The organism is Mycobacteroides franklinii, from assembly GCF_002013895.1.
In the GTDB taxonomy this organism is placed as follows: Bacteria; Actinomycetota; Actinomycetes; order Mycobacteriales; family Mycobacteriaceae; genus Mycobacterium; species Mycobacterium franklinii.
The window spans coordinates 62,686-79,137 of sequence record NZ_MAFQ01000020.1 but is presented as its reverse complement, the minus strand read 5'-3'; the positions used below and the strand labels follow the sequence as shown (position 1 = coordinate 79,137).

The window sequence follows — 16,452 nt, the reverse complement described above, 5'->3', positions numbered from 1 at the left end:
GGGCATCGTGTGTGCGCTGGCCGTGGGTTTGAAATACAAGTTCGGGTTCGATGACTCCCTGGACGTGGTCGGTGTTCACCTGGTCGGTGGCATCGTGGGCACCCTGCTCATCGGGTTCTTCCTGGCCCCGGGCACCGGGGCTTCGGCGGTCAAGGAAGTCAAACTCGGTCTGTTCTACGGCGGCGGACTCGAACAACTGACACGCCAAGCGATCGGCGCGGGTTCGGTTCTGCTCTACTCGGCAATCGGCACCGCTATCGTTGCTCTCATCGTGAAGTACACCATCGGCCTACGCATCAGCGACGAGGGAGAAGCGGCAGGCGCCGACGAATCCCAACACGCAGAAGGCGCATACGACTTCGTCGCACTCGGCGTCGGATCGGTCATCGGGAACTCCGGAGGCTCCCATACGGAGGGTCGCCCCCTCATCTCCAATAGAGAGGCATGAGGGACATGAAACTCGTTACCGCGATTGTCAAACCATTCACGCTCGAGGACATCAAGACTCAACTCGAACAAACCGGCAACCCCAGTATGACGGTCAGCGAGGTGCAGGGCTACGGCCGGCAGAAGGGCCACACCGAGGTATACCGCGGTGCCGAATACCAGGTCGACTTCGTGCCAAAGGTCAAGATCGAGGTCCTTGTCGACGATGACGCGGTCGACAAGGTGGTGGAGGTCATCGTGACCGCCGCACGCACCGGCAAAATCGGCGACGGCAAGGTATGGGTGAGCCCCGTTGACTCGGTGGTGCGGGTACGCACCGGCGAAGAGGGGGCCGACGCTCTCTAACATCTCACTTGACGTCGGATTATGTTCGCAGTCAATTGGTTTCGTGCCCCCCGTTATGATCCATAACGGGGGGCACGTTCCGATCCCGACGTGTAGTTGCGCGGTCCGGCGTGTGAAGACGGCCTCTGGGCGCTAACGTCACCAAGGGTGGAGAGACATACCATCGTCTATGGCAGCGACGCGCTGGCGATCCGGGTCGCAGAGGAACTATGGACCGCCGGTGTGGCGGTCGCCGCGTTGGACGGTGTCGACGGTTTGGAGAAGGTGGGGATCGCGGGCGCCGCTGCGATCGTGTGTGCCGGCAACGATGACGCCAAGAACCTCGAAATCGCCCTGCTGGCACGACAACTGAACCCGAGAGTGCGCGTGGTCACCCGTATGGTCAACGACGTACTTCGTGAGGCCGTCGCAGTGGACGACGGGCCGGGTGCGGTGCTCGGCGTCGCCGACCTCGCCGCCCCGTCGGTAGTCGAGGCGTGTCTGCGCCGCACCACCCACACCATCACAGCGGCGGGCACCGACTTCATCATCTCCGGTACAGGTGCACCCCGCGACGGTACGTTGCGTGAGTTGTACGGCGACCTCGCTCCGGTTGCCGTTGTGCACGGGCACGACTCGCCCACTCCTGACCACGTGGTGGCGTGCCCCGGACGCGATCTGCGGGTGCGCCGCGGCGACTGGACGGCGATGATCGGGACCGTTGAAGAACTTGCCGCCCGGGGAATTACGCGAACGTCGGGTATGGCTCCTACCCGCGCGCGGCGCTCTGGGGTGTCGCGGCTATTGCTCGGCATCCGGGCCATTCGGGAGGATATGAACCCGATCTTTTTTCGCGCACTGTGGATCGCCACGGGATTGTTGGCCGGGGCCACGGTACTGCTGCGCTACACCTATCAGCGGCCCGGAATGAGTTACGTGGATGCGCTTTATTTTTCGACCGAAACAATCGCGACCGTCGGGTATGGGGACTTCAGTTTCGCCAACCAGCCAACCTGGCTTCGCCTGTTCAGTATCTTCCTGATGTTCGCGGGAATCGCGACGACCGCAGTGGTCATGGCGTTCGTCGTGGACCTGCTGCTATCGCAGCGCATCGCGCAGAATTCGGGACGGCGCAAGGTTCGGAACCTCACCAACCACGTCATCGTGGTGGGCCTCGGGTCATTCGGCATCCGGGTTGCCCAGGACCTGAAGGCCGCCGGGCACGATGTCGCGGTGATCGAACAATCCGAGAACAACAGGTACCTGGCGACTATCGCCAATCTGGGAATCCCTGTGATATTCGGTGACGCGACCCTGCCGCAGACATGGGATGCGGCTCAGATCGACGAGGCGCAGGCGGTTGCGGTGCTCACCCACGACGATATGGTCAATATCGAGACGGGCATCGTGCTGCGGAACCGGTTGGGTGCCCGGTGGTCCGATGTTCCGGTGGTGTTGCGGATCTTCGACCGCAATCTCAGTACCGCGGTGGCCCAGCGGTTCGGGTTCAACAATGTCCGCTCGACCGTCGACCTCGCGGCGCCGTGGTTCATCGGTGCTGCGATGGGACTGCATGTGCTGAGCACCTTCTCGGTCGGTCAGCAATCCTTCACTGTCGGCGGGGTGTTCGTAGAAGAACGCAGTGAGCTGGACGGTATGCGGATGGCCGATCTATCCACACAGACACGGGTGGTGGCGATCAGCCGAAGCGGTGTACCAATCCGGCTGCATCCCCGCCGAGACACGCGGCTAGCAGCCGGAGACACTGCTTACATCGTCGGGCCGTACCGCGAGCTGCTCGAGACACTCCGCATGGGGCGCGAGGTCGATCTGGCGTGACGATCCGGGAAAGCGAGATGAGTCCGTCACTATCGGATGCCGCACCGCCAGGACGGACGATACGTGACTTCCACGGTGCCCTTAGCGCCGTTCTCAGCGAGCTCTCAGCACCCATCGGGCATCTTCCTAAGCTATGCGCACACCAGGTCCACCGCCTGAGCAGTACACAGAACTCCAATCGGGACAACACCACATAGGCGCCGATACACGCCCTTCAATATGTGTATTCAGTTGCGGCTCAACGGCTCTGCGATGACGACGCCTTTAATTACTCCGCAGCGCATACGTTTTAAGCCAATGCTGCAAGCCGCGCACGGGATGCACCTCCGTGACTATCGAGCAGGCGGCATGGATGCCGTCCGTCCTGGTTGCACACTTTCGATCGCGGGTTGCTGCGTGACCCCTTGAACGGTGCACTGGGATGGATGGTCGGAGCCAACCTTGGTGATAATCACCCGATATCCGTTGGACTTGAGGTCATCGATGAGCGAATCCGGCTCTGCCCTAGGGCCGGCGAGTCCGGTGTCCGCTGTTACCAGGGGTGCCACCACAACGCCGAGCACTACCGCAGCTGGTGTCACGATCTTCTTCATTGTTCCCACTCCTTCTGCATCTTTGAAGATGAAGTTGCTTTGCGGGGTCGTTACGCGTTATCCGGCGACGGTGACAGGGTCGGGTTGATCTTGTTCGTCCCGTAAGGAACATGAGGATTGGTACCGAGCGGAACCAGGGGGTTGGCGCCCTCATAGGTCGGCTGATTGGCACCCTGTTGATACGCAGAACCACCCGGCGTCACACACGGCCGATGATCAATCTCGTTGACGCTTGTCTCTTGCCCATAGCAATGTGGGGGTGGCGTAGGCCCAGCCAATGCGATCGGTGCGCTCAGTAGAGCCGTGGATACGGCCACTCCTACACCGCCAACCACTGCGGCTACCAGTTTGTTCATGGGGTTTCTCCTTCTATGGCGATTGCGAGTACGTCGTGTGGCCGAGTCACCGAGTTGGTAACGGCCAGACGAGGATTAGGCTTTGCTGTCGCAGAACCCACTTTGGCGGAACATATTTCGGCTGTCGCTTGTCGTTCGATCGGGCGTCAGCTCCACGTGTTCGATACTGCAACCACTGCACTGAAGGAACGCTGAGAAATTCCGTCGGGTGGTTGCTACGGCCGCGGCATTTGTGCGCGTCTGCGGGCCGCCGTGCCAGCGCTATTCAGGTCGCGCAGTCCGTGTCGGCCTCAATATCGATATGCGACTTATGGGTTTTCGCACACGGGATGATCAAAAACAGTGCGCAACCACCCCTGAACACGGTCATACAAGCACCATGCGGGGGTTGAATGATGCCTACTAGCAACGTAATCCCATTCAACGGCGTTAATCGAACCGCAGGCTGAGCTGCGAATGGCACACTCCCGCAGTACAACCACAGCGCCGATACTGATCTGCTGATGTACTTTGCGTACAGGGTCGATAACCGTTTCCGTACATTGTCGACGCTGAGTGAATGCTGAGGAGCTGCACTAGGTGGTTGCTACGGCTCCGGTGACACGCCCTGGCGACGAATACTGCTCGCACAGAAAGGAGTAGGCGTAAGCATGATGCGCCCCTACTTATTTGGGCGCGTCGAAAATGGCATGCAGGGCAGACTCGTCGCCATCGATATCGACGAGCGCAGTAATGTCGCCGAACGTCAACACACCCGCCGCCAGCCCGAGGACAAGCTGCGGTTCGGCTTTGAGCACAGCGTCGAACTCGCGCCCATCGGGCTTGCCGACCTCGATGCCGGACTCCGTGGCGCACAGTTGGATCATGTCGCCGTCGACGTCGATGCCGACCGCCGCGGATCGGCGGGGAACTCGGTCCACCAGTAGGGCGGGAAGTGCGACCAGAAGCCCATCGGGACGGAATTCGTCGCCTTCAGGCCCGCGGATCATCAGCGGTGTCGACCAGCGGATCAGCGCGTTGACGGGCTCGCGAAGCTGCGCACCCCACGTAGTGAGGGCATACGTAATCGCGTTGGCTTCGCCGGACAAACTCCGCTCTATCACTCCCGCGGTCTCGAGATCACGAAGACGATCGGTCAGCAGATTCGTGGCGATGCCGGACAGCCCCTCACGCAATTCGCCGTAGCGCGCGGGCCCTATCAAGAGCTGGCGGACGATCAACAGATTCCACCGGTCCCCCACCACATCCAGGGCCCGGGCCAGCCCACAGTATTGGCCGTAGTCTCGACTCATCATCACCTGCTTGCGAATCTAAAGTAGACGTGACTTTATCAGGGTACTTCGGCGTGTTCCCCGACAAACGCTCTCATCGCCCGCCCACAGCCAATTCGCAGGTAGGAGATCTAGCCTAATCCGTTGATCTCACAACCGACGAGAAGAGCACGATGACTTTCATCTTGCCTACCGAGCCGTTGACCTGGACGATGGCCTGGCGTGCATGGCATTTCGATATCGCAGCGGCGCTGTGCGCCGTCTTGCTCGCCGCCGGATATGGCTGGGCGTTGTCGCGCGCGCGGCGTCACCGATCGGATATCAGTGCCGCATGGGTGAGTTGCTTCTTCATCGGAATCGGATGCTGGGTCCTGGCGTGCATGAGTGCGATCGGCGTCTATGCGCACGCGCTGTTCTGGATGCGCGCATTACAGGTGGTCGTGCTGCTCCTAGTCGTGCCGTTCTTCCTCACCCTGGGCCGGCCGGTGACGGTCGTGCGCAGCGCTCTGCGGCCGGCCGCGCTGGCCGGGTTTGACCGGGCGGTCTCGTCGGCGCCCGCGCAGATCTTGACCCATCCGCTCACGACATCCCTGGCCATGCTGGCCACGCCATGGTTGTTGTATCTGACGCCGTGGTATACCGCATCGCTGACCAATGGCCCACTCGGCGCCGCGACACGAACCTTGTTGGCGCTGATCGGTTTTGCGTACTTTTACGCGCGCCTTCAGGTAGACCCGGTACCCCGCAAGTACCCGCAGCTGATCTCGCTGCTGATCAGCGTGGCGGAGACCATTGGCGACGGGGTGCTCGGCCTCGTGTTGTGGCAGGGCCCACTCGTGGCATCGGCCTACTACCTCGCGCTACACCGCTCATGGGGGCCGGATCTGCGCACCGATCAGACCATCGGCGCGGGCGTTCTCTGGATCCTGGGCGACGTGCTCGGTCTGCCGTTCTTGCTCCTGCTCATGCGCGCGTTATCCGCCGACGACAAGGCCCACGCGGCACAGATCGACGCCGAACTCGACCAGGCCGCGCAATCCTCGTCGGCTGCCGATGCCGCAGCGCCCGATGATTCGGCTCCATCGGCGCTATGGTGGGAGAACGATCCGCAGCTGCGTGACCGATTCGGTCGCGGCTGAGATTATCGGCCCTCCCGACGTGCTCCTGGATCTTCTCCGCTGAACTTCTGTACAGTCCGTCTATTTTTCGGGCAGTATGAGTAGATGGACGTCCCGCAGTGCGCTCTATCGTCACTCAGCGAATCCCTGTCGGAACCTCCTCAGCGTCCGCAACGTCCGCCCTCCCCCGCCACCGACACGTCGACCCCCATTGGGCGCGCGGTCGCCGGTTTCTACCTGGCCTTTGAGGCCGTCGACGATTCGGACAGGCTCCGCGAAGCGACCAATTGGGTAGGTGGCCAGCATTCTCCCGAGACGAACTCTCGCCAGAAGTACCTCGCATTGGCCACCGGAATCACCAACGTGGAGAAAATTCGTCGCCACGTCGGTGGCACGCTGCGTGAAATCGCCGCCACCGCCGCCCGCACCGCCCAGCGTCTTGCAGAGGACGCAACGAGCCTCCCGGCGGACATCGACGATGCGATCAAGGCCGCGGTACGCCACGAAAGCATCGCCATCTGCGACCGCGCCGTGCGCATGATCAACAACCAAACCCGCCTGGTCTTGGACCTCGACGAGGTAACGGCCGCAATCAGCGTCGACGACTGGTTAGCGAGCCACCGCCTGACCGATTGATCGCCGTCCGACCTCGCACTCGATTTGGTGGGCGCGTGGCATCTTCTCAACAACGCAGCGCGGCAAGCGTTTCGAGATACTTTACGTCCCGACGAATTGCAGCGGAGACGCGGTCAAGCGTGGGCATTAGTGCAGGCGATGCGACTGAGCATTAGCGGCCTTACGAGTTCTCTGCCAGCCCCGCCCGCTCGACGCTCAATAGGCTCTCGGCGCGATGTTCTTCCTCGTAGGCCTTGCCGCCGCCGTTGAGCCCGAACAGTCGCTTGCTCCACAGCAGCCAGACCACAGCCACGATATTCACCAGTAGCGCCAAAACCCGGAGCACGGTTTGTTTTTCAAAAAGCTCGTAGATCTCCAGCGGCAGAAAAATACTGGTGGCGATGACGGCGAAGTACTCGCCCCAGCGTTTCATCATCCAGAGGCCGATTGCTTCGATGAACTCGATAGCGGCGTACGCGGCCAGACCCACCGCCACCCACATCAACGTCGACGCCGACAACGAGAAAGCCTGGCCAATATGGTGAATGACCTTGGAGTTGTCTGGGTTCCAGCCGATCTGATCGGCCAGCGGACGGATCAGCGGAATATCTCGCTCGAAAACCTGCTGCAGATGTTCGCGCGATCCGCGAACCTTCACCACGCCGAACGCAAGCAACACGAACACCAGCCCGCGGAACAGTCGCTCCACCGCCAGCAGCCGCATCAAGGTCCGGTCGCGCAACAACCGCCCGCGCGGGATCTCCGGCGCGGTATCGGCCGGGCCGCGATGGCGGGGCTCTCCCACCACAAAGGTCTCGCATCGCAAGCATCGCCACGCCTCCCCGACTGGGGTATCAACCCGCAGTCTCTCGCGTAGAGCCTGCTCGTCGGGATCGAATGTCGCGTGTCCGCGCAGACCGCACGAACGCAGAGCAAAGTTGATCACAGGAGAGACGGTAGCTCGAGATTTGGAGTGGCGCCGCCAGATGTCTAGGTTCCGGCGCTACCCTGTGGTCGTGTTCGACCGTCGTCGGTTCCTGACACTGCTGGCAGGCGCTGCCGCGGTGGGTGCCGCTGTCATCGAATCCGCCGCCGCGGACGCCGACCCCGGCGCGCCCGCCGGCCCGGCAAGCAGCGCGCTGGCCCGGGTGCCACTACCGGGCGGCGGCACCTTGACTGCCCTCCCGGCTCGCACCGACGGCCGGCGGCTACTCGCCCTCACCCTCGACGACGGCACCGACGCCAATGTGATCGCCGCTTACACCCAGCTGGCGCTGGATACCGGAATTCGCTTGACCTACTTCGTCAATGGCGTGAACGCCGGATGGACACAGAACGCCCAGCTACTCCGCCCGCTTGTCGACAGCGGACAGATTCAGCTGGGCAATCACACCTGGTCTCATCCCAACCTGACGACGCTCAGCGCCGGCCAGATCGCAGACCAAATGACCCGCAACACCAAGTTCCTGACCAACACCTACGGGGTCGATCCGGCACCATATTTCCGTCCTCCGTACGGAAAACACAACGCCTCAACCGATTCGGTTATCCAGGGCCTCGGCTATGGGCCGCCCGTGCTCTGGTACGGATCACTCTCGGATTCCGGGGTGGTCACTCCGCAGTACATCGTTGACATGGCCCACAAGTACTTCAACCCGCAGGCCATCGTCATCGGTCACCTCAACCATCCGCCGGTGACCACCGTCTATCACCAACTGCTCGACGTCATCGGGGAACGGCAGCTGCGTACCGTCACACTGAACGACGTCTACCAGCACTAGTCGCGGGCAAATTCGCGCGGCTCGGGTTCGGGCTCATCATCAGGCACCGCCGGATCGGGTACCGCGGAACGTCGATACCCGAACGCGATTCCGATAACCAGCACCGCCAGCAGCGCTGCGGAGGTTCCCCAGGTTCCCAGGGCCAATCCGCCCTTCTCCAGCGGCTTGGACAGCAGGTCTCCGACGGTGGCGCCCAGAGGTCGGGTCAGGATGAACGCGGCCCAAAACAGCAGGACACCGGAGATTTTGGTGAAGTAGTGAGCACCCAGAATCACCAGCATGATCCCCGCGATGAGCGCTGCGCTGCCCCAATATCCCAGCCCGGAACTATCCGCGAGGTAATCGCCCAGCGAGGTGCCCAGGGTGTTGGACAGCAAGATGGCCGCCCAGTAGAGAACCTCACCACGGAAGGTGCTGATGTTGGCCACATCGAACGTTTCCCGGCTGAGCTTCCAGATCAGGAACACGATGACAAGACCGGTGATCAGCAGCGCCGCACCCGCGCCATAACCCAGCCCACCGTCGGTGGACGTGTCCGAACCTGGGCCGCGGTTGATGAGGTCGGACATCGTGGTCCCCGCCGTGCTCGTGGCGGCGATGACGGTCCAGTACAGCGCCGGATGGAACTGACGAGCTCGCAACTGAGCGACCAAGCTCACGACGAAGATCGCAATGAACAGGACGGACGCCGCGGCGTAGCCGAGCCCCAGAGTTTGGGCGATCAGATCTCCGCCCGTTTCACCCAGCGTCGTCGCCGCGATCTTCAATACCCAGAACAGTGCTGTGACCTGAGGCAACTTGTAGCTCGACGTGGCCATGTACCCACCGAATCCCGTCGTTGAATGTCAACCGATTACCGACCGCACCCTAGCGACATCCCGCTGAGGATCCGCTGAGAGTCGAGCACCGCTCACACTCAGCGTTCTCACAGCGCCCAGATGTGACTCTTGCATCGTCAGCGGCCGATTCGAGCCGTCCATATCGGATTCAACGGAAGGTCACATGCCATGAGTTCACGGCGGGAAGCAGCAACCCTGATCATCGGCGCCCTGATGTTGTTCGGCGCTGTCACCACGATGACCGAGGCAGAGGAACGGGCACACACCCGCGCAACGGCCTCGGTGAACGAATCGGTGTCAGACTATTCGGTACCCAATACCGTCAACCCCTGAAAGGCCCCGCGTGCGAGTCCTGCTGGTCGAAGATGAGCCACTACTGGCCGAAACGGTCACGGCCGGCCTCATAGCCGAAGGATTCATCGTCGTCACGGCGGCCAACGGCGTAGACGGATTGTGGCACGCCACCAACGACCAATTCGACGTGATCGTGCTGGACATCATGCTGCCCGGCCTCAACGGCTACGAGGTGCTCCGCAAGATGCGCACATCTGAAGTTTGGACGCCGGTACTGATGCTCACCGCCAAGGATGGCGACTATGACCAAACCGACGCCTTCGACCTCGGTGCCGATGACTATCTGACCAAACCCTTTTCGTTCGTGGTGCTCACCGCTCGCCTACGCGCCTTGATCCGCCGGGGTGCGCCCAAACGTCCCGTGGTGCTCACCGCCGGCGAGGTATCACTGGATCCCACTCGCCGAGTTGTCGAACGCGATGGTGCACCGGTGGCACTGACACCCCGTGAATACGGTCTCCTTGAGTACCTAATGCGCAACAAAGATGCTGCGGTCACGAAAACCGATATCCTGCAGAATGTTTGGGATAGCCACTACGACGGGCCGGATAATGTCGTCGAGGTCTACGTCGGGTACCTGCGCCGCAAGATCGGCTCCCACATGATCATGACAGTCCGGGGCGTGGGTTATCGATTGGAATCCGGCGAATTCGCCAGCGGCAGCTGAACCGTCACCTCTGCCCCACCCCCGGTTCGTTCGCCTATGCGGACCGAACCATCGTGCGCGGCAACTATTTCGGCCACGATCGCCAATCCCAGGCCGCTGCCTCCGCCCTGACGCGAACGCGCAGAATCCAACCGTACAAATCTCTCGAACACCCGATCCCGTTCGGCCTCCGGGATACCCGGTCCATCGTCGCTCACCCGCAGGTAAGCGCTACGCGCGTCCGATCCGACCATGATCGTCACCTCACCGTGCGCGTGACGAGCGGCGTTGTCCGCCAAATTTCGCAACACCCGCGCCACACCGTGAACATCACCGACTACTTTGACCGCCGATAGCTGCGCCGAGATCTTCAGCTGAGTATCACGTTTGAGCCGCTGCACTTCAGCGGCAGCCAGGTCGTCGAGATCAATCTCGGTACGGCGCATCGGCAAGCCGTGCTCATCGGCCCGCGCCAGCAGGAGCAGATCCTCCACCAACGACTGCATGCGATGCGCCTCGGGCAGCAGCGCACTGTGCACCAACTGACGATCAAGGACCTCAGGGTGATTCGCCGCGATCTCTAACGCCGAGATCACGGTCGCCAGTGGACTTCTCAACTCATGAGAAGCATCGCCGACAAATCGGCGCTGAGCGGCGTGCCCGGCTTCGATCCTGGCGAGCATCTCATTCATCGTCACAGCTAACGCCGAGATCTCATCGGAACGGCTCGGCACCGGCACTCGCTCACCAAGATCGGAAGTACTGATCTCGGCGACACGAGACCGTATCGCGTCCACCGACAGCAAGGAGCGTCGTACCAGCAGATAAGTCACCACGCCCGCCACCACCGACACGACGGGTGCGGTGATGCCCAACATCATCGCCACTGTCGAGACCATCGATTCGATCGGCTCGATGCCGCCACCGACCAACACCCGGTACTGGCCCTTACGGCCATCCACCGTCGCGGTGCTGACCCGAATGTCGCCATCAAATGGTGAGATCACCCCGACGCGGGAGTCATTGTCCTGCACCGCGATCAGCGGATCCTTGGGCGAAGAATCCGAACGCCGCACCACTACCCCGGCGCTATCGACGACCTGCACCGCGACGACGCGCTGATCCGTGGCCAACAGCACCGATTCCAGCTCACGGGGCGGCTCTTTCCGTAGACGGTCGGCGACGGCCTGGGCGCGGGTCTTAGCGGCGGCATCAACGTCGATACACATGGACTGGTATAAGAGCACGACCGATACCGATCCCACGATCACCAGACCCGCCAGCACAACCGCCGCGGCGACGAACGCTGACCGCGTGGCAATGCCGCCACACCATCGCCGCAACCGGCCAAGTGCCGTACCCAGGGATGCTGGGGCTTTCACCATCCGGTCAGCATCCACATCCGACAATCATGCGGGCACTACGGGCGGGCGGGCAACGTCGGGGGTGCCGTAGCTGTCGCTGTGCTTGGCGCCGAGCTGCGTTGGCTGTGCTCGCCCGACTCGCGATCATCGCGGAATCGGTGTTCATCACGGTCGCGATGACGCTCGGCACGATCACGATCGTCCGAACGCGACTCACTGTGCTCGTGTTCGTGACTCTCGAAGAACTCACTACCCGCCCACACCCCGGCACCGAAGGCCAGCACCACGGCAGCCAGCACCGCCGAGACCGCTCCCGCGATCTTCAGTGGTGCGCCAAATGTCCGGCGTGCCTTCGGTGCGGATTCCGCGAGACTCGGCTGGTCGGTATCCGGTGCCGGCGCATTGACATCCGGTTCGGGCACGTCATTCGTATCGTCAATATTGGACATGGGCCCAGAGTGCACAACATGCGCTGAGACTTCGCTGAGAACGAGTGCGGCGCTAAAGCGCCTCAGCCGCGCCCGCTTCCAGCAGTCGTTTGGGATGCATACCGTCGACCTGCCCGATAAAGGGCGGATGGATGCTGTATCCGAGCATGCGCCGAATGTCCTCGGACACCGCGCGGACGGTATCGCGAGTCATGGACAGCGTGAACGCCTCCTGCGGGCGCAACCACGGCTCGCAATATTGGGCGGTCAACGCCAAGCGGGCGGTGTCTGATCGGTTCGCGCCGCCACCATGCCAGAGCGTGCCGAGAAAAAACACGCAGGATCCTGCTGCCATCACCACCGGCTCACGATCGGATTCCTCCGGCGCGCGATCTCCCCAAAGGTGGCTGCGCGCAATGATGTCGGTGGCGCCATTGTCCGCGGTGAAATCGTCGATCGCCCAGATCGTCGCCGCACCGAGGGCGGCGCGGGGGCGCGGGATCGGATAAAAACCGTCGTCGGTATGCAGCATCTGCGCCAGCTCGCCGGGCAAGATGTTGATCACCTGGAGCATCGACAACAGGTAGTTCGGCATGAAGAGCCGATCCAGCAATGCAAGCACCCGAGGATGATCCGCGATCCGATCGCAGGCACGCGTCTTGTTCAGCACGCTGTACACCCGTTGCGTGGTATGCCCTTCGAACCGGTTCCGCCCATGTAGATCCAGCAGCGGCATAACGGCTTCCCGGATCTCGACAAGCTCCGCCGCCGTCAGTAGATCGGGCAGTATCACGTATCCATCGCGCCGCAGGGCGCACAGATCCGCCTCTGCCACGGCCGGATCGACACTGTCCCCGCTACTAGGCGTCCATCGATACGTTCCCGCGAGATCGCCGGCGAGGTTCACCAATGACGACACTTCCGTGCCCATCGCGACTCCTAAACATAAGATAATTATGTTTTGTAGAATTGCATCATGGCACGCTCGCCGATCGGACGTCAACAGCTGCTCGATGCCGCCCGCGATGAACTCGTCCGCGGCAGTGGCGTCATGGATCTCGGCGGGCTGACCCGTCGCGCGGGCCTGAGCACCGGCGCGCTCTACCATCACTTCGGGTCCAAAAGTGGCCTGCTGGTGGTGATTTACGACGAGTTCTACGAAGGTCTGGTCCACGCCATCGCCGACACACATCTGGACATGCAGACCGACTGGCGCGTTCACGAACTCGAGCGCACCCGCCGATTCGTCGACTATCACGTGGCCGACCCGCTGGCCCCGATACTGCTCAATCGTGCGGCACTCGATCCACAGCTCGCCGAGCTCGAGGCGGCCTACCTCCAACGCATCAGCCACAACGCCGCCAAGAACATCCGCCGCGGTCAGAAGCTAGGACAGCTGCCCGCCGATATCCACCCGGACAGCGCGGGTGCCTTCATCATCGGCGGTATTCGTCACGGCATAGCCCAGCAGCTGCGAGTCGCTCCCCTTCCCGATCCCGGCAAGATCACCGAGCGGCTGTGGCGTTTGATCTCCGCCGCGCTCGGGGCGACGTGAGGATCCGTAGCGCGGGAAACGACGGCCAGACCGACAACCGATGAGCGATACTCCCAGCATGCGTTCGATACCTGTTGGCCGTGCGGCCATCCTTACCCTGGCCGTCGTCGGCTCAGGGCTCGCCACCTGCCCGATCGCGGCGGCAGCGCCATCGGGCGAGGTAGCACTCTGCTTCGACGGTGACGTGCGGGTCAGTGCCTGGCAAGCGAGCCAGGCCGATGCACGACGCGAGCTGATCCCCGGCACGGTCAACATGAACGCCACCGACGGCCTCGCCGGACCCAAGCAGGCCTACTTTCACTGGCGCAACCTGACCACCGGCGCCGTCGGCGAGGCACACGGGGACGGCTCCGGAACGGCGGGAGCGTCGACGTTCAACGTCGTCACGGGCCCCGGCCAGGTGGAGATCACCACCGAATACGGCGGACGTTCCGGCTTCTTCTGGCACGACGAGAATCTCGCTCAGTGCACCGGAACGGTCACCGTCGTCTAGACGCCGGGCACACTCCTGGGCGCGTGCTCTCGCCGCGGTGCGCGCATGGTGGGACCATCCGAGGGTGGACGTTGATCACCCGGAATATGACCAACCGTGGGACAACTCGGCCCGTCACGAGACCGTCGCCGAGCGACTCGACCGGAACTGGATCAGTCTCCTGCAAGAAGTGCGGGTCGTACAGACCGGTGTGCAACTTCTCACCGGCCTGCTGCTGACCCTCCCCTTCCAGCAGCGCTTCGCCGTCCTCGATCACCCGATGAGGATCGTGTACCTCCTCACGGTGGCATGTTCGGTCTCTTCCACTCTGCTGCTGGTGACACCCGTGGCGATGCACCGAGTGCTGTTTCGCAGACATCGCCTCGGTGTAATCGTCTCCGCGGCCCATCGGCTGGCCTACGTCGGCCTGCTACTACTGGGGGTGTCGATGGCCGGAGTCACCGACATCATCTTCGACACCGTCGCGGGGCGGACGACCGGAATCGTGGCCGGGGCCTCCGCACTGACCGCTTTCGGTTTGTTCTGGCTCGCACTACCGCTCATGCTCCGGGCCAAACTCGCTTCCAGCGAACCGACTGAGGGCCTGGCCTAGCCCGAGATCTGGGGTGCGAGCCGCGCGAAGGCGGCGCTGTCATGACTACAAAAGACGGTGAGGTTGTCGGAGTGATCGGCGACGAGCTGGGCCAAACGGTGCATATTGCGCAGCTGCGCGCGTGGGTAACTCGGGTGCGCGGTGATCATGTGCACCGCCCGGCTGGCGGTGGCCGACACACCGGTGCCGATCGCGTGCGGCTCCGTATACGCATCCCCGGCGTGCAGCAGCCAGTGATCTCCGGTCTGCACGGCGACGCCCACATGCCCACGGCTGTGGCCGTACAACGGGACCACCAAGATCTCTGACGGCAGACCGTCGATATCGCGGACCGCATCGAAACCGAACCAGGACTCGCCGCCGTCGAGTTCATTGACCGCCCAATTGACGCCGTGTGCGCACAATTGCTCAGTGCGGTAACGGATTCGATCGACCGCAGTCGGCTGCCGGCTCGCGCGATACTCCGGTCCGTGCACATGCACCGTCGCAGCGGGAAAATCCGCGAGGCCTCCGGTGTGGTCATAGTCCAAATGCGTCAGCAGGATGTGTCGTACATCGGTGGCGTCGTAGCCCAGCGCTTCGATCTGCCTTACGGCCGTTTCCTCCTCGCGCAACACCGGCCCGACGATATGACGGGTCCAGCCCAGTAGCCGGGGATTCCGTATGCAGTCCAGGCCGAATCCGGTGTCCACCAGCACCAGACCGGAGCTGGGCGTCTCCACCACAAGACAGTGATCCACGAACCCGAATGCCATTGTCCCGCAATTGATATGGTGAACCTTCATCCCTAATCTTCCCCCTGTGGCCGACACGTGCGGCGCGTCTTCCCCGCTACACTGCCACGCTCTGGCATGCCACGGGTTGGAATAGCTGACGGCACCTCGTGGTTCGACGAAACATGGCCTCTGATCAATTCGATCCGCATGCGCTCCTCGCCGGCAGCCGCATCGGCGTCCTGGCGACCATCAAGTCCGATGGACTACCGCAGCTCTCCCCCGTCACCCCGTTCTACGACCAGGACAAGAGCATCATCTACGTGTCGATGACGCACGGGCGTGCCAAGACCGCGAATCTTCGCCGCGACCCCCGAGCGGCGCTGGAAGTCACCAGCTCGGACGGACGGTCCTGGGCCACCGCCGAGGGAAGCGTCACGCTGACCGGTCCCGGGACCGACCCGAACAGCCCCGAGGTCGAGGCGCTCGTCGACTACTACCGTGGCGCGGCCGGTGAACATCCCGACTGGCAGGAGTACCGCGCCGTGATGGTGTCAGACCGCCGCGTCCTCATGGCCTTGAAGATCGAGCGGGTCTACGGCGAAAAGCTCGGCTGAGCCTCAGACCTGTCCGGTCGCGTCGTAGATCCAGCTCATGTCAGCGTTCATGAGGTTATCCATCCAGGACGGCGGCGCGAAGTTGGTCAGCGCTCCCATGTCCCAGTAGTCCTTCCACAGCGTGATCTTTCCGTCGACCACCTTGAGCACCGAAGCGAAACGCAGCAGCGCGGTTTCCCCGGTTTTCCAGGTCCACGTCTCGGAATGCTCGTACATCACGTCTTCGTCATTGGAGATGATCAGACCGTCGTGATGGACGTAGTGCTGCAACGGTTCCAAACCGACTTTCAGTCGTTTGACGATGTTTTCCGGTCCGCGTGCGGCCGCGGTGGGTCCCACGGGCATATCTAGGTAGATGCAGTCGTCGTCGAGAAACGTCTTGACCGCCTCCCAGTTCCGCTGCGACAGCGCTAACCACAGACCCGTGACAACCGATGCTGATGACATCCCCATGACTTTCCTCCCCCGAAGTACCGAGATCCTATGATCTGCGCAGCCCAGGCGGGT

The 16,452-nt window shown here is 62.5% G+C and carries 21 protein-coding genes and 1 pseudogene; 12 read left to right on the top strand and 10 right to left on the bottom strand.

Translation table 11 applies throughout. The features are described from left to right. The 3 genes and pseudogenes from B4393_RS25475 to B4393_RS25465 all read left to right on the top strand — a co-directional run. Positions 1 to 448 (top strand): annotated as a pseudogene (locus B4393_RS25475) (ammonium transporter); the annotation flags it as partial. A 5-nt stretch (positions 449 to 453) separates the two neighbouring features. Then, positions 454 to 792, top strand: coding sequence for a P-II family nitrogen regulator (locus tag B4393_RS25470; protein ID WP_078336497.1), 339 nt, complete (start codon positions 454 to 456; stop codon positions 790 to 792). Between the two features lie 147 nt (positions 793 to 939). Further along, a complete protein-coding gene (locus tag B4393_RS25465; protein WP_078336496.1) occupies positions 940 to 2,610 on the top strand; it encodes an NAD-binding protein in 1,671 nt (556 codons plus the stop codon). Between the two features lie 332 nt (positions 2,611 to 2,942). Here B4393_RS25465 and B4393_RS25460 read toward each other — a convergent pair whose 3' ends face one another. The 3 genes from B4393_RS25460 to B4393_RS25450 all read right to left on the bottom strand — a co-directional run bounded on the left by B4393_RS25460 (position 2,943) and on the right by B4393_RS25450 (position 4,851). Continuing rightward, positions 2,943 to 3,203 (bottom strand): hypothetical protein, encoded by a 261-nt coding sequence (locus B4393_RS25460; protein WP_078336495.1) that lies wholly within the window; start codon positions 3,201 to 3,203, stop codon positions 2,943 to 2,945. A gap of 50 nt (positions 3,204 to 3,253) precedes the next feature. Further along, on the bottom strand, positions 3,254 to 3,559 hold the full coding sequence (locus B4393_RS25455) for a hypothetical protein (protein WP_078336494.1): 306 nt from the start codon (positions 3,557 to 3,559) through the stop codon (positions 3,254 to 3,256). Between the two features lie 665 nt (positions 3,560 to 4,224). Beyond that, entirely contained in the window at positions 4,225 to 4,851 is a 627-nt protein-coding gene (locus B4393_RS25450) for a winged helix-turn-helix transcriptional regulator (protein ID WP_078336507.1), read from the bottom strand. Positions 4,852 to 5,003: 152 nt separating this feature from the next. Here B4393_RS25450 and B4393_RS25445 point away from each other — a divergent pair, with 152 nt between their 5' ends. Both B4393_RS25445 and B4393_RS25440 read left to right on the top strand, forming a co-directional pair. Next, positions 5,004 to 5,969 (top strand): cytochrome c oxidase assembly protein, encoded by a 966-nt coding sequence (locus B4393_RS25445; protein WP_078336493.1) that lies wholly within the window; start codon positions 5,004 to 5,006, stop codon positions 5,967 to 5,969. Between the two features lie 84 nt (positions 5,970 to 6,053). Next, a complete protein-coding gene (locus tag B4393_RS25440) occupies positions 6,054 to 6,584 on the top strand; it encodes a hypothetical protein (RefSeq protein WP_236743249.1) in 531 nt (176 codons plus the stop codon). Positions 6,585 to 6,744: 160 nt separating this feature from the next. On the opposite strand, the gene B4393_RS25435 is transcribed toward B4393_RS25440, so the two are convergent. After that, positions 6,745 to 7,509: a DUF2127 domain-containing protein gene (locus B4393_RS25435; RefSeq protein ID WP_078336492.1), complete on the bottom strand. Its 765-nt coding sequence runs from the start codon at positions 7,507 to 7,509 to the stop codon at positions 6,745 to 6,747. Positions 7,510 to 7,579: 70 nt separating this feature from the next. Between B4393_RS25435 and B4393_RS25430 the strand changes: the two genes are divergently transcribed. Next, positions 7,580 to 8,344, top strand: a complete 765-nt coding sequence (locus B4393_RS25430; protein WP_078336505.1) for a polysaccharide deacetylase family protein — start codon at positions 7,580 to 7,582, stop codon at positions 8,342 to 8,344. Here B4393_RS25430 and B4393_RS25425 read toward each other — a convergent pair. Then, positions 8,341 to 9,162 carry a COG4705 family protein gene (locus tag B4393_RS25425; protein WP_078336491.1) on the bottom strand — a complete coding sequence of 274 codons (822 nt, stop codon included), beginning with the start codon at positions 9,160 to 9,162 and terminating at the stop codon, positions 8,341 to 8,343. The two genes, B4393_RS25430 and B4393_RS25425, sit on opposite strands and share 4 nt — an antisense overlap. 189 nt (positions 9,163 to 9,351) lie before the next feature. On the opposite strand from B4393_RS25425, the gene B4393_RS27905 reads away from it, so the two are divergent. Together B4393_RS27905 and B4393_RS25420 are read left to right on the top strand one after the other, a co-directional pair. Then, positions 9,352 to 9,516: a hypothetical protein gene (locus B4393_RS27905; RefSeq protein ID WP_165758514.1), complete on the top strand. Its 165-nt coding sequence runs from the start codon at positions 9,352 to 9,354 to the stop codon at positions 9,514 to 9,516. A gap of 10 nt (positions 9,517 to 9,526) precedes the next feature. Next, on the top strand, positions 9,527 to 10,204 hold the full coding sequence (locus B4393_RS25420; RefSeq protein ID WP_078281321.1) for a response regulator transcription factor: 678 nt from the start codon (positions 9,527 to 9,529) through the stop codon (positions 10,202 to 10,204). Here the strand turns inward: B4393_RS25420 and B4393_RS25415 are convergent. Genes B4393_RS25415 through B4393_RS25405 form a run of 3 tightly spaced genes read right to left on the bottom strand, consistent with a single transcriptional unit; the run spans position 10,165 to position 12,906 of the window. Then, complete coding sequence (locus tag B4393_RS25415) at positions 10,165 to 11,568, bottom strand: sensor histidine kinase (RefSeq protein WP_078336490.1); 1,404 nt, start codon at positions 11,566 to 11,568, stop codon at positions 10,165 to 10,167. The genes B4393_RS25420 and B4393_RS25415 overlap by 40 nt on opposite strands. A 35-nt stretch (positions 11,569 to 11,603) precedes the next feature. Then, on the bottom strand, positions 11,604 to 11,996 hold the full coding sequence (locus tag B4393_RS25410; RefSeq protein ID WP_078336489.1) for a hypothetical protein: 393 nt from the start codon (positions 11,994 to 11,996) through the stop codon (positions 11,604 to 11,606). A 52-nt stretch (positions 11,997 to 12,048) separates the two neighbouring features. Continuing rightward, positions 12,049 to 12,906, bottom strand: a complete 858-nt coding sequence (locus tag B4393_RS25405; RefSeq protein WP_078336488.1) for a phytanoyl-CoA dioxygenase family protein — start codon at positions 12,904 to 12,906, stop codon at positions 12,049 to 12,051. Positions 12,907 to 12,951: 45 nt separating this feature from the next. On the opposite strand from B4393_RS25405, the gene B4393_RS25400 reads away from it, so the two are divergent. The 3 genes from B4393_RS25400 to B4393_RS25390 all read left to right on the top strand — a co-directional run bounded on the left by B4393_RS25400 (position 12,952) and on the right by B4393_RS25390 (position 14,615). Continuing rightward, the gene (locus B4393_RS25400) at positions 12,952 to 13,530 is read left to right on the top strand and encodes a TetR/AcrR family transcriptional regulator (protein ID WP_078336487.1); all 579 of its coding nucleotides are present in this window, start codon (positions 12,952 to 12,954) and stop codon (positions 13,528 to 13,530) included. 58 nt (positions 13,531 to 13,588) lie between these two features. Then, a complete protein-coding gene (locus tag B4393_RS25395) occupies positions 13,589 to 14,023 on the top strand; it encodes a hypothetical protein (protein WP_078336486.1) in 435 nt (144 codons plus the stop codon). 64 nt (positions 14,024 to 14,087) lie between these two features. Then, positions 14,088 to 14,615, top strand: a complete 528-nt coding sequence (locus B4393_RS25390; protein WP_078336485.1) for a DUF6328 family protein — start codon at positions 14,088 to 14,090, stop codon at positions 14,613 to 14,615. Here B4393_RS25390 and B4393_RS25385 read toward each other — a convergent pair. Continuing rightward, on the bottom strand, positions 14,612 to 15,337 hold the full coding sequence (locus tag B4393_RS25385; protein WP_236743248.1) for an MBL fold metallo-hydrolase: 726 nt from the start codon (positions 15,335 to 15,337) through the stop codon (positions 14,612 to 14,614). The two genes, B4393_RS25390 and B4393_RS25385, sit on opposite strands and share 4 nt — an antisense overlap. A gap of 176 nt (positions 15,338 to 15,513) precedes the next feature. On the opposite strand from B4393_RS25385, the gene B4393_RS25380 reads away from it, so the two are divergent. After that, positions 15,514 to 15,945, top strand: a complete 432-nt coding sequence (locus B4393_RS25380) for a PPOX class F420-dependent oxidoreductase (RefSeq protein ID WP_078336483.1) — start codon at positions 15,514 to 15,516, stop codon at positions 15,943 to 15,945. Between the two features lie 3 nt (positions 15,946 to 15,948). On the opposite strand, the gene B4393_RS25375 is transcribed toward B4393_RS25380, so the two are convergent. Further along, positions 15,949 to 16,392, bottom strand: a complete 444-nt coding sequence (locus B4393_RS25375) for a nuclear transport factor 2 family protein (protein ID WP_078336482.1) — start codon at positions 16,390 to 16,392, stop codon at positions 15,949 to 15,951. Positions 16,393 to 16,452 lie beyond the last annotated feature (60 nt).

Excerpts from the sequence above, each read along its gene's own strand:
- B4393_RS25415 (WP_078336490.1), bottom strand. The coding sequence starts at position 11,568 with ATGGTGAAAGCCCCAGCATCCCTGGGTACGGCACTTGGCCGGTTGCGG.
- B4393_RS25400 (WP_078336487.1), top strand. The coding sequence starts at position 12,952 with ATGGCACGCTCGCCGATCGGACGTCAACAGCTGCTCGATGCCGCCCGC.
- B4393_RS25375 (WP_078336482.1), bottom strand. The coding sequence starts at position 16,392 with ATGTCATCAGCATCGGTTGTCACGGGTCTGTGGTTAGCGCTGTCGCAG.
- B4393_RS25460 (WP_078336495.1), bottom strand. The coding sequence starts at position 3,203 with ATGAAGAAGATCGTGACACCAGCTGCGGTAGTGCTCGGCGTTGTGGTG.
- B4393_RS25405 (WP_078336488.1), bottom strand. The coding sequence starts at position 12,906 with ATGGGCACGGAAGTGTCGTCATTGGTGAACCTCGCCGGCGATCTCGCG.
- B4393_RS25445 (WP_078336493.1), top strand. The coding sequence starts at position 5,004 with ATGACTTTCATCTTGCCTACCGAGCCGTTGACCTGGACGATGGCCTGG.
- B4393_RS25450 (WP_078336507.1), bottom strand. The coding sequence starts at position 4,851 with ATGAGTCGAGACTACGGCCAATACTGTGGGCTGGCCCGGGCCCTGGAT.
- B4393_RS25440 (WP_236743249.1), top strand. The coding sequence starts at position 6,054 with ATGGACGTCCCGCAGTGCGCTCTATCGTCACTCAGCGAATCCCTGTCG.
- B4393_RS25410 (WP_078336489.1), bottom strand. The coding sequence starts at position 11,996 with ATGTCCAATATTGACGATACGAATGACGTGCCCGAACCGGATGTCAAT.
- B4393_RS25395 (WP_078336486.1), top strand. The coding sequence starts at position 13,589 with ATGCGTTCGATACCTGTTGGCCGTGCGGCCATCCTTACCCTGGCCGTC.
- B4393_RS25380 (WP_078336483.1), top strand. The coding sequence starts at position 15,514 with ATGGCCTCTGATCAATTCGATCCGCATGCGCTCCTCGCCGGCAGCCGC.
- B4393_RS25470 (WP_078336497.1), top strand. The coding sequence starts at position 454 with ATGAAACTCGTTACCGCGATTGTCAAACCATTCACGCTCGAGGACATC.
- B4393_RS27905 (WP_165758514.1), top strand. The coding sequence starts at position 9,352 with ATGAGTTCACGGCGGGAAGCAGCAACCCTGATCATCGGCGCCCTGATG.
- B4393_RS25425 (WP_078336491.1), bottom strand. The coding sequence starts at position 9,162 with ATGGCCACGTCGAGCTACAAGTTGCCTCAGGTCACAGCACTGTTCTGG.
- B4393_RS25455 (WP_078336494.1), bottom strand. The coding sequence starts at position 3,559 with ATGAACAAACTGGTAGCCGCAGTGGTTGGCGGTGTAGGAGTGGCCGTA.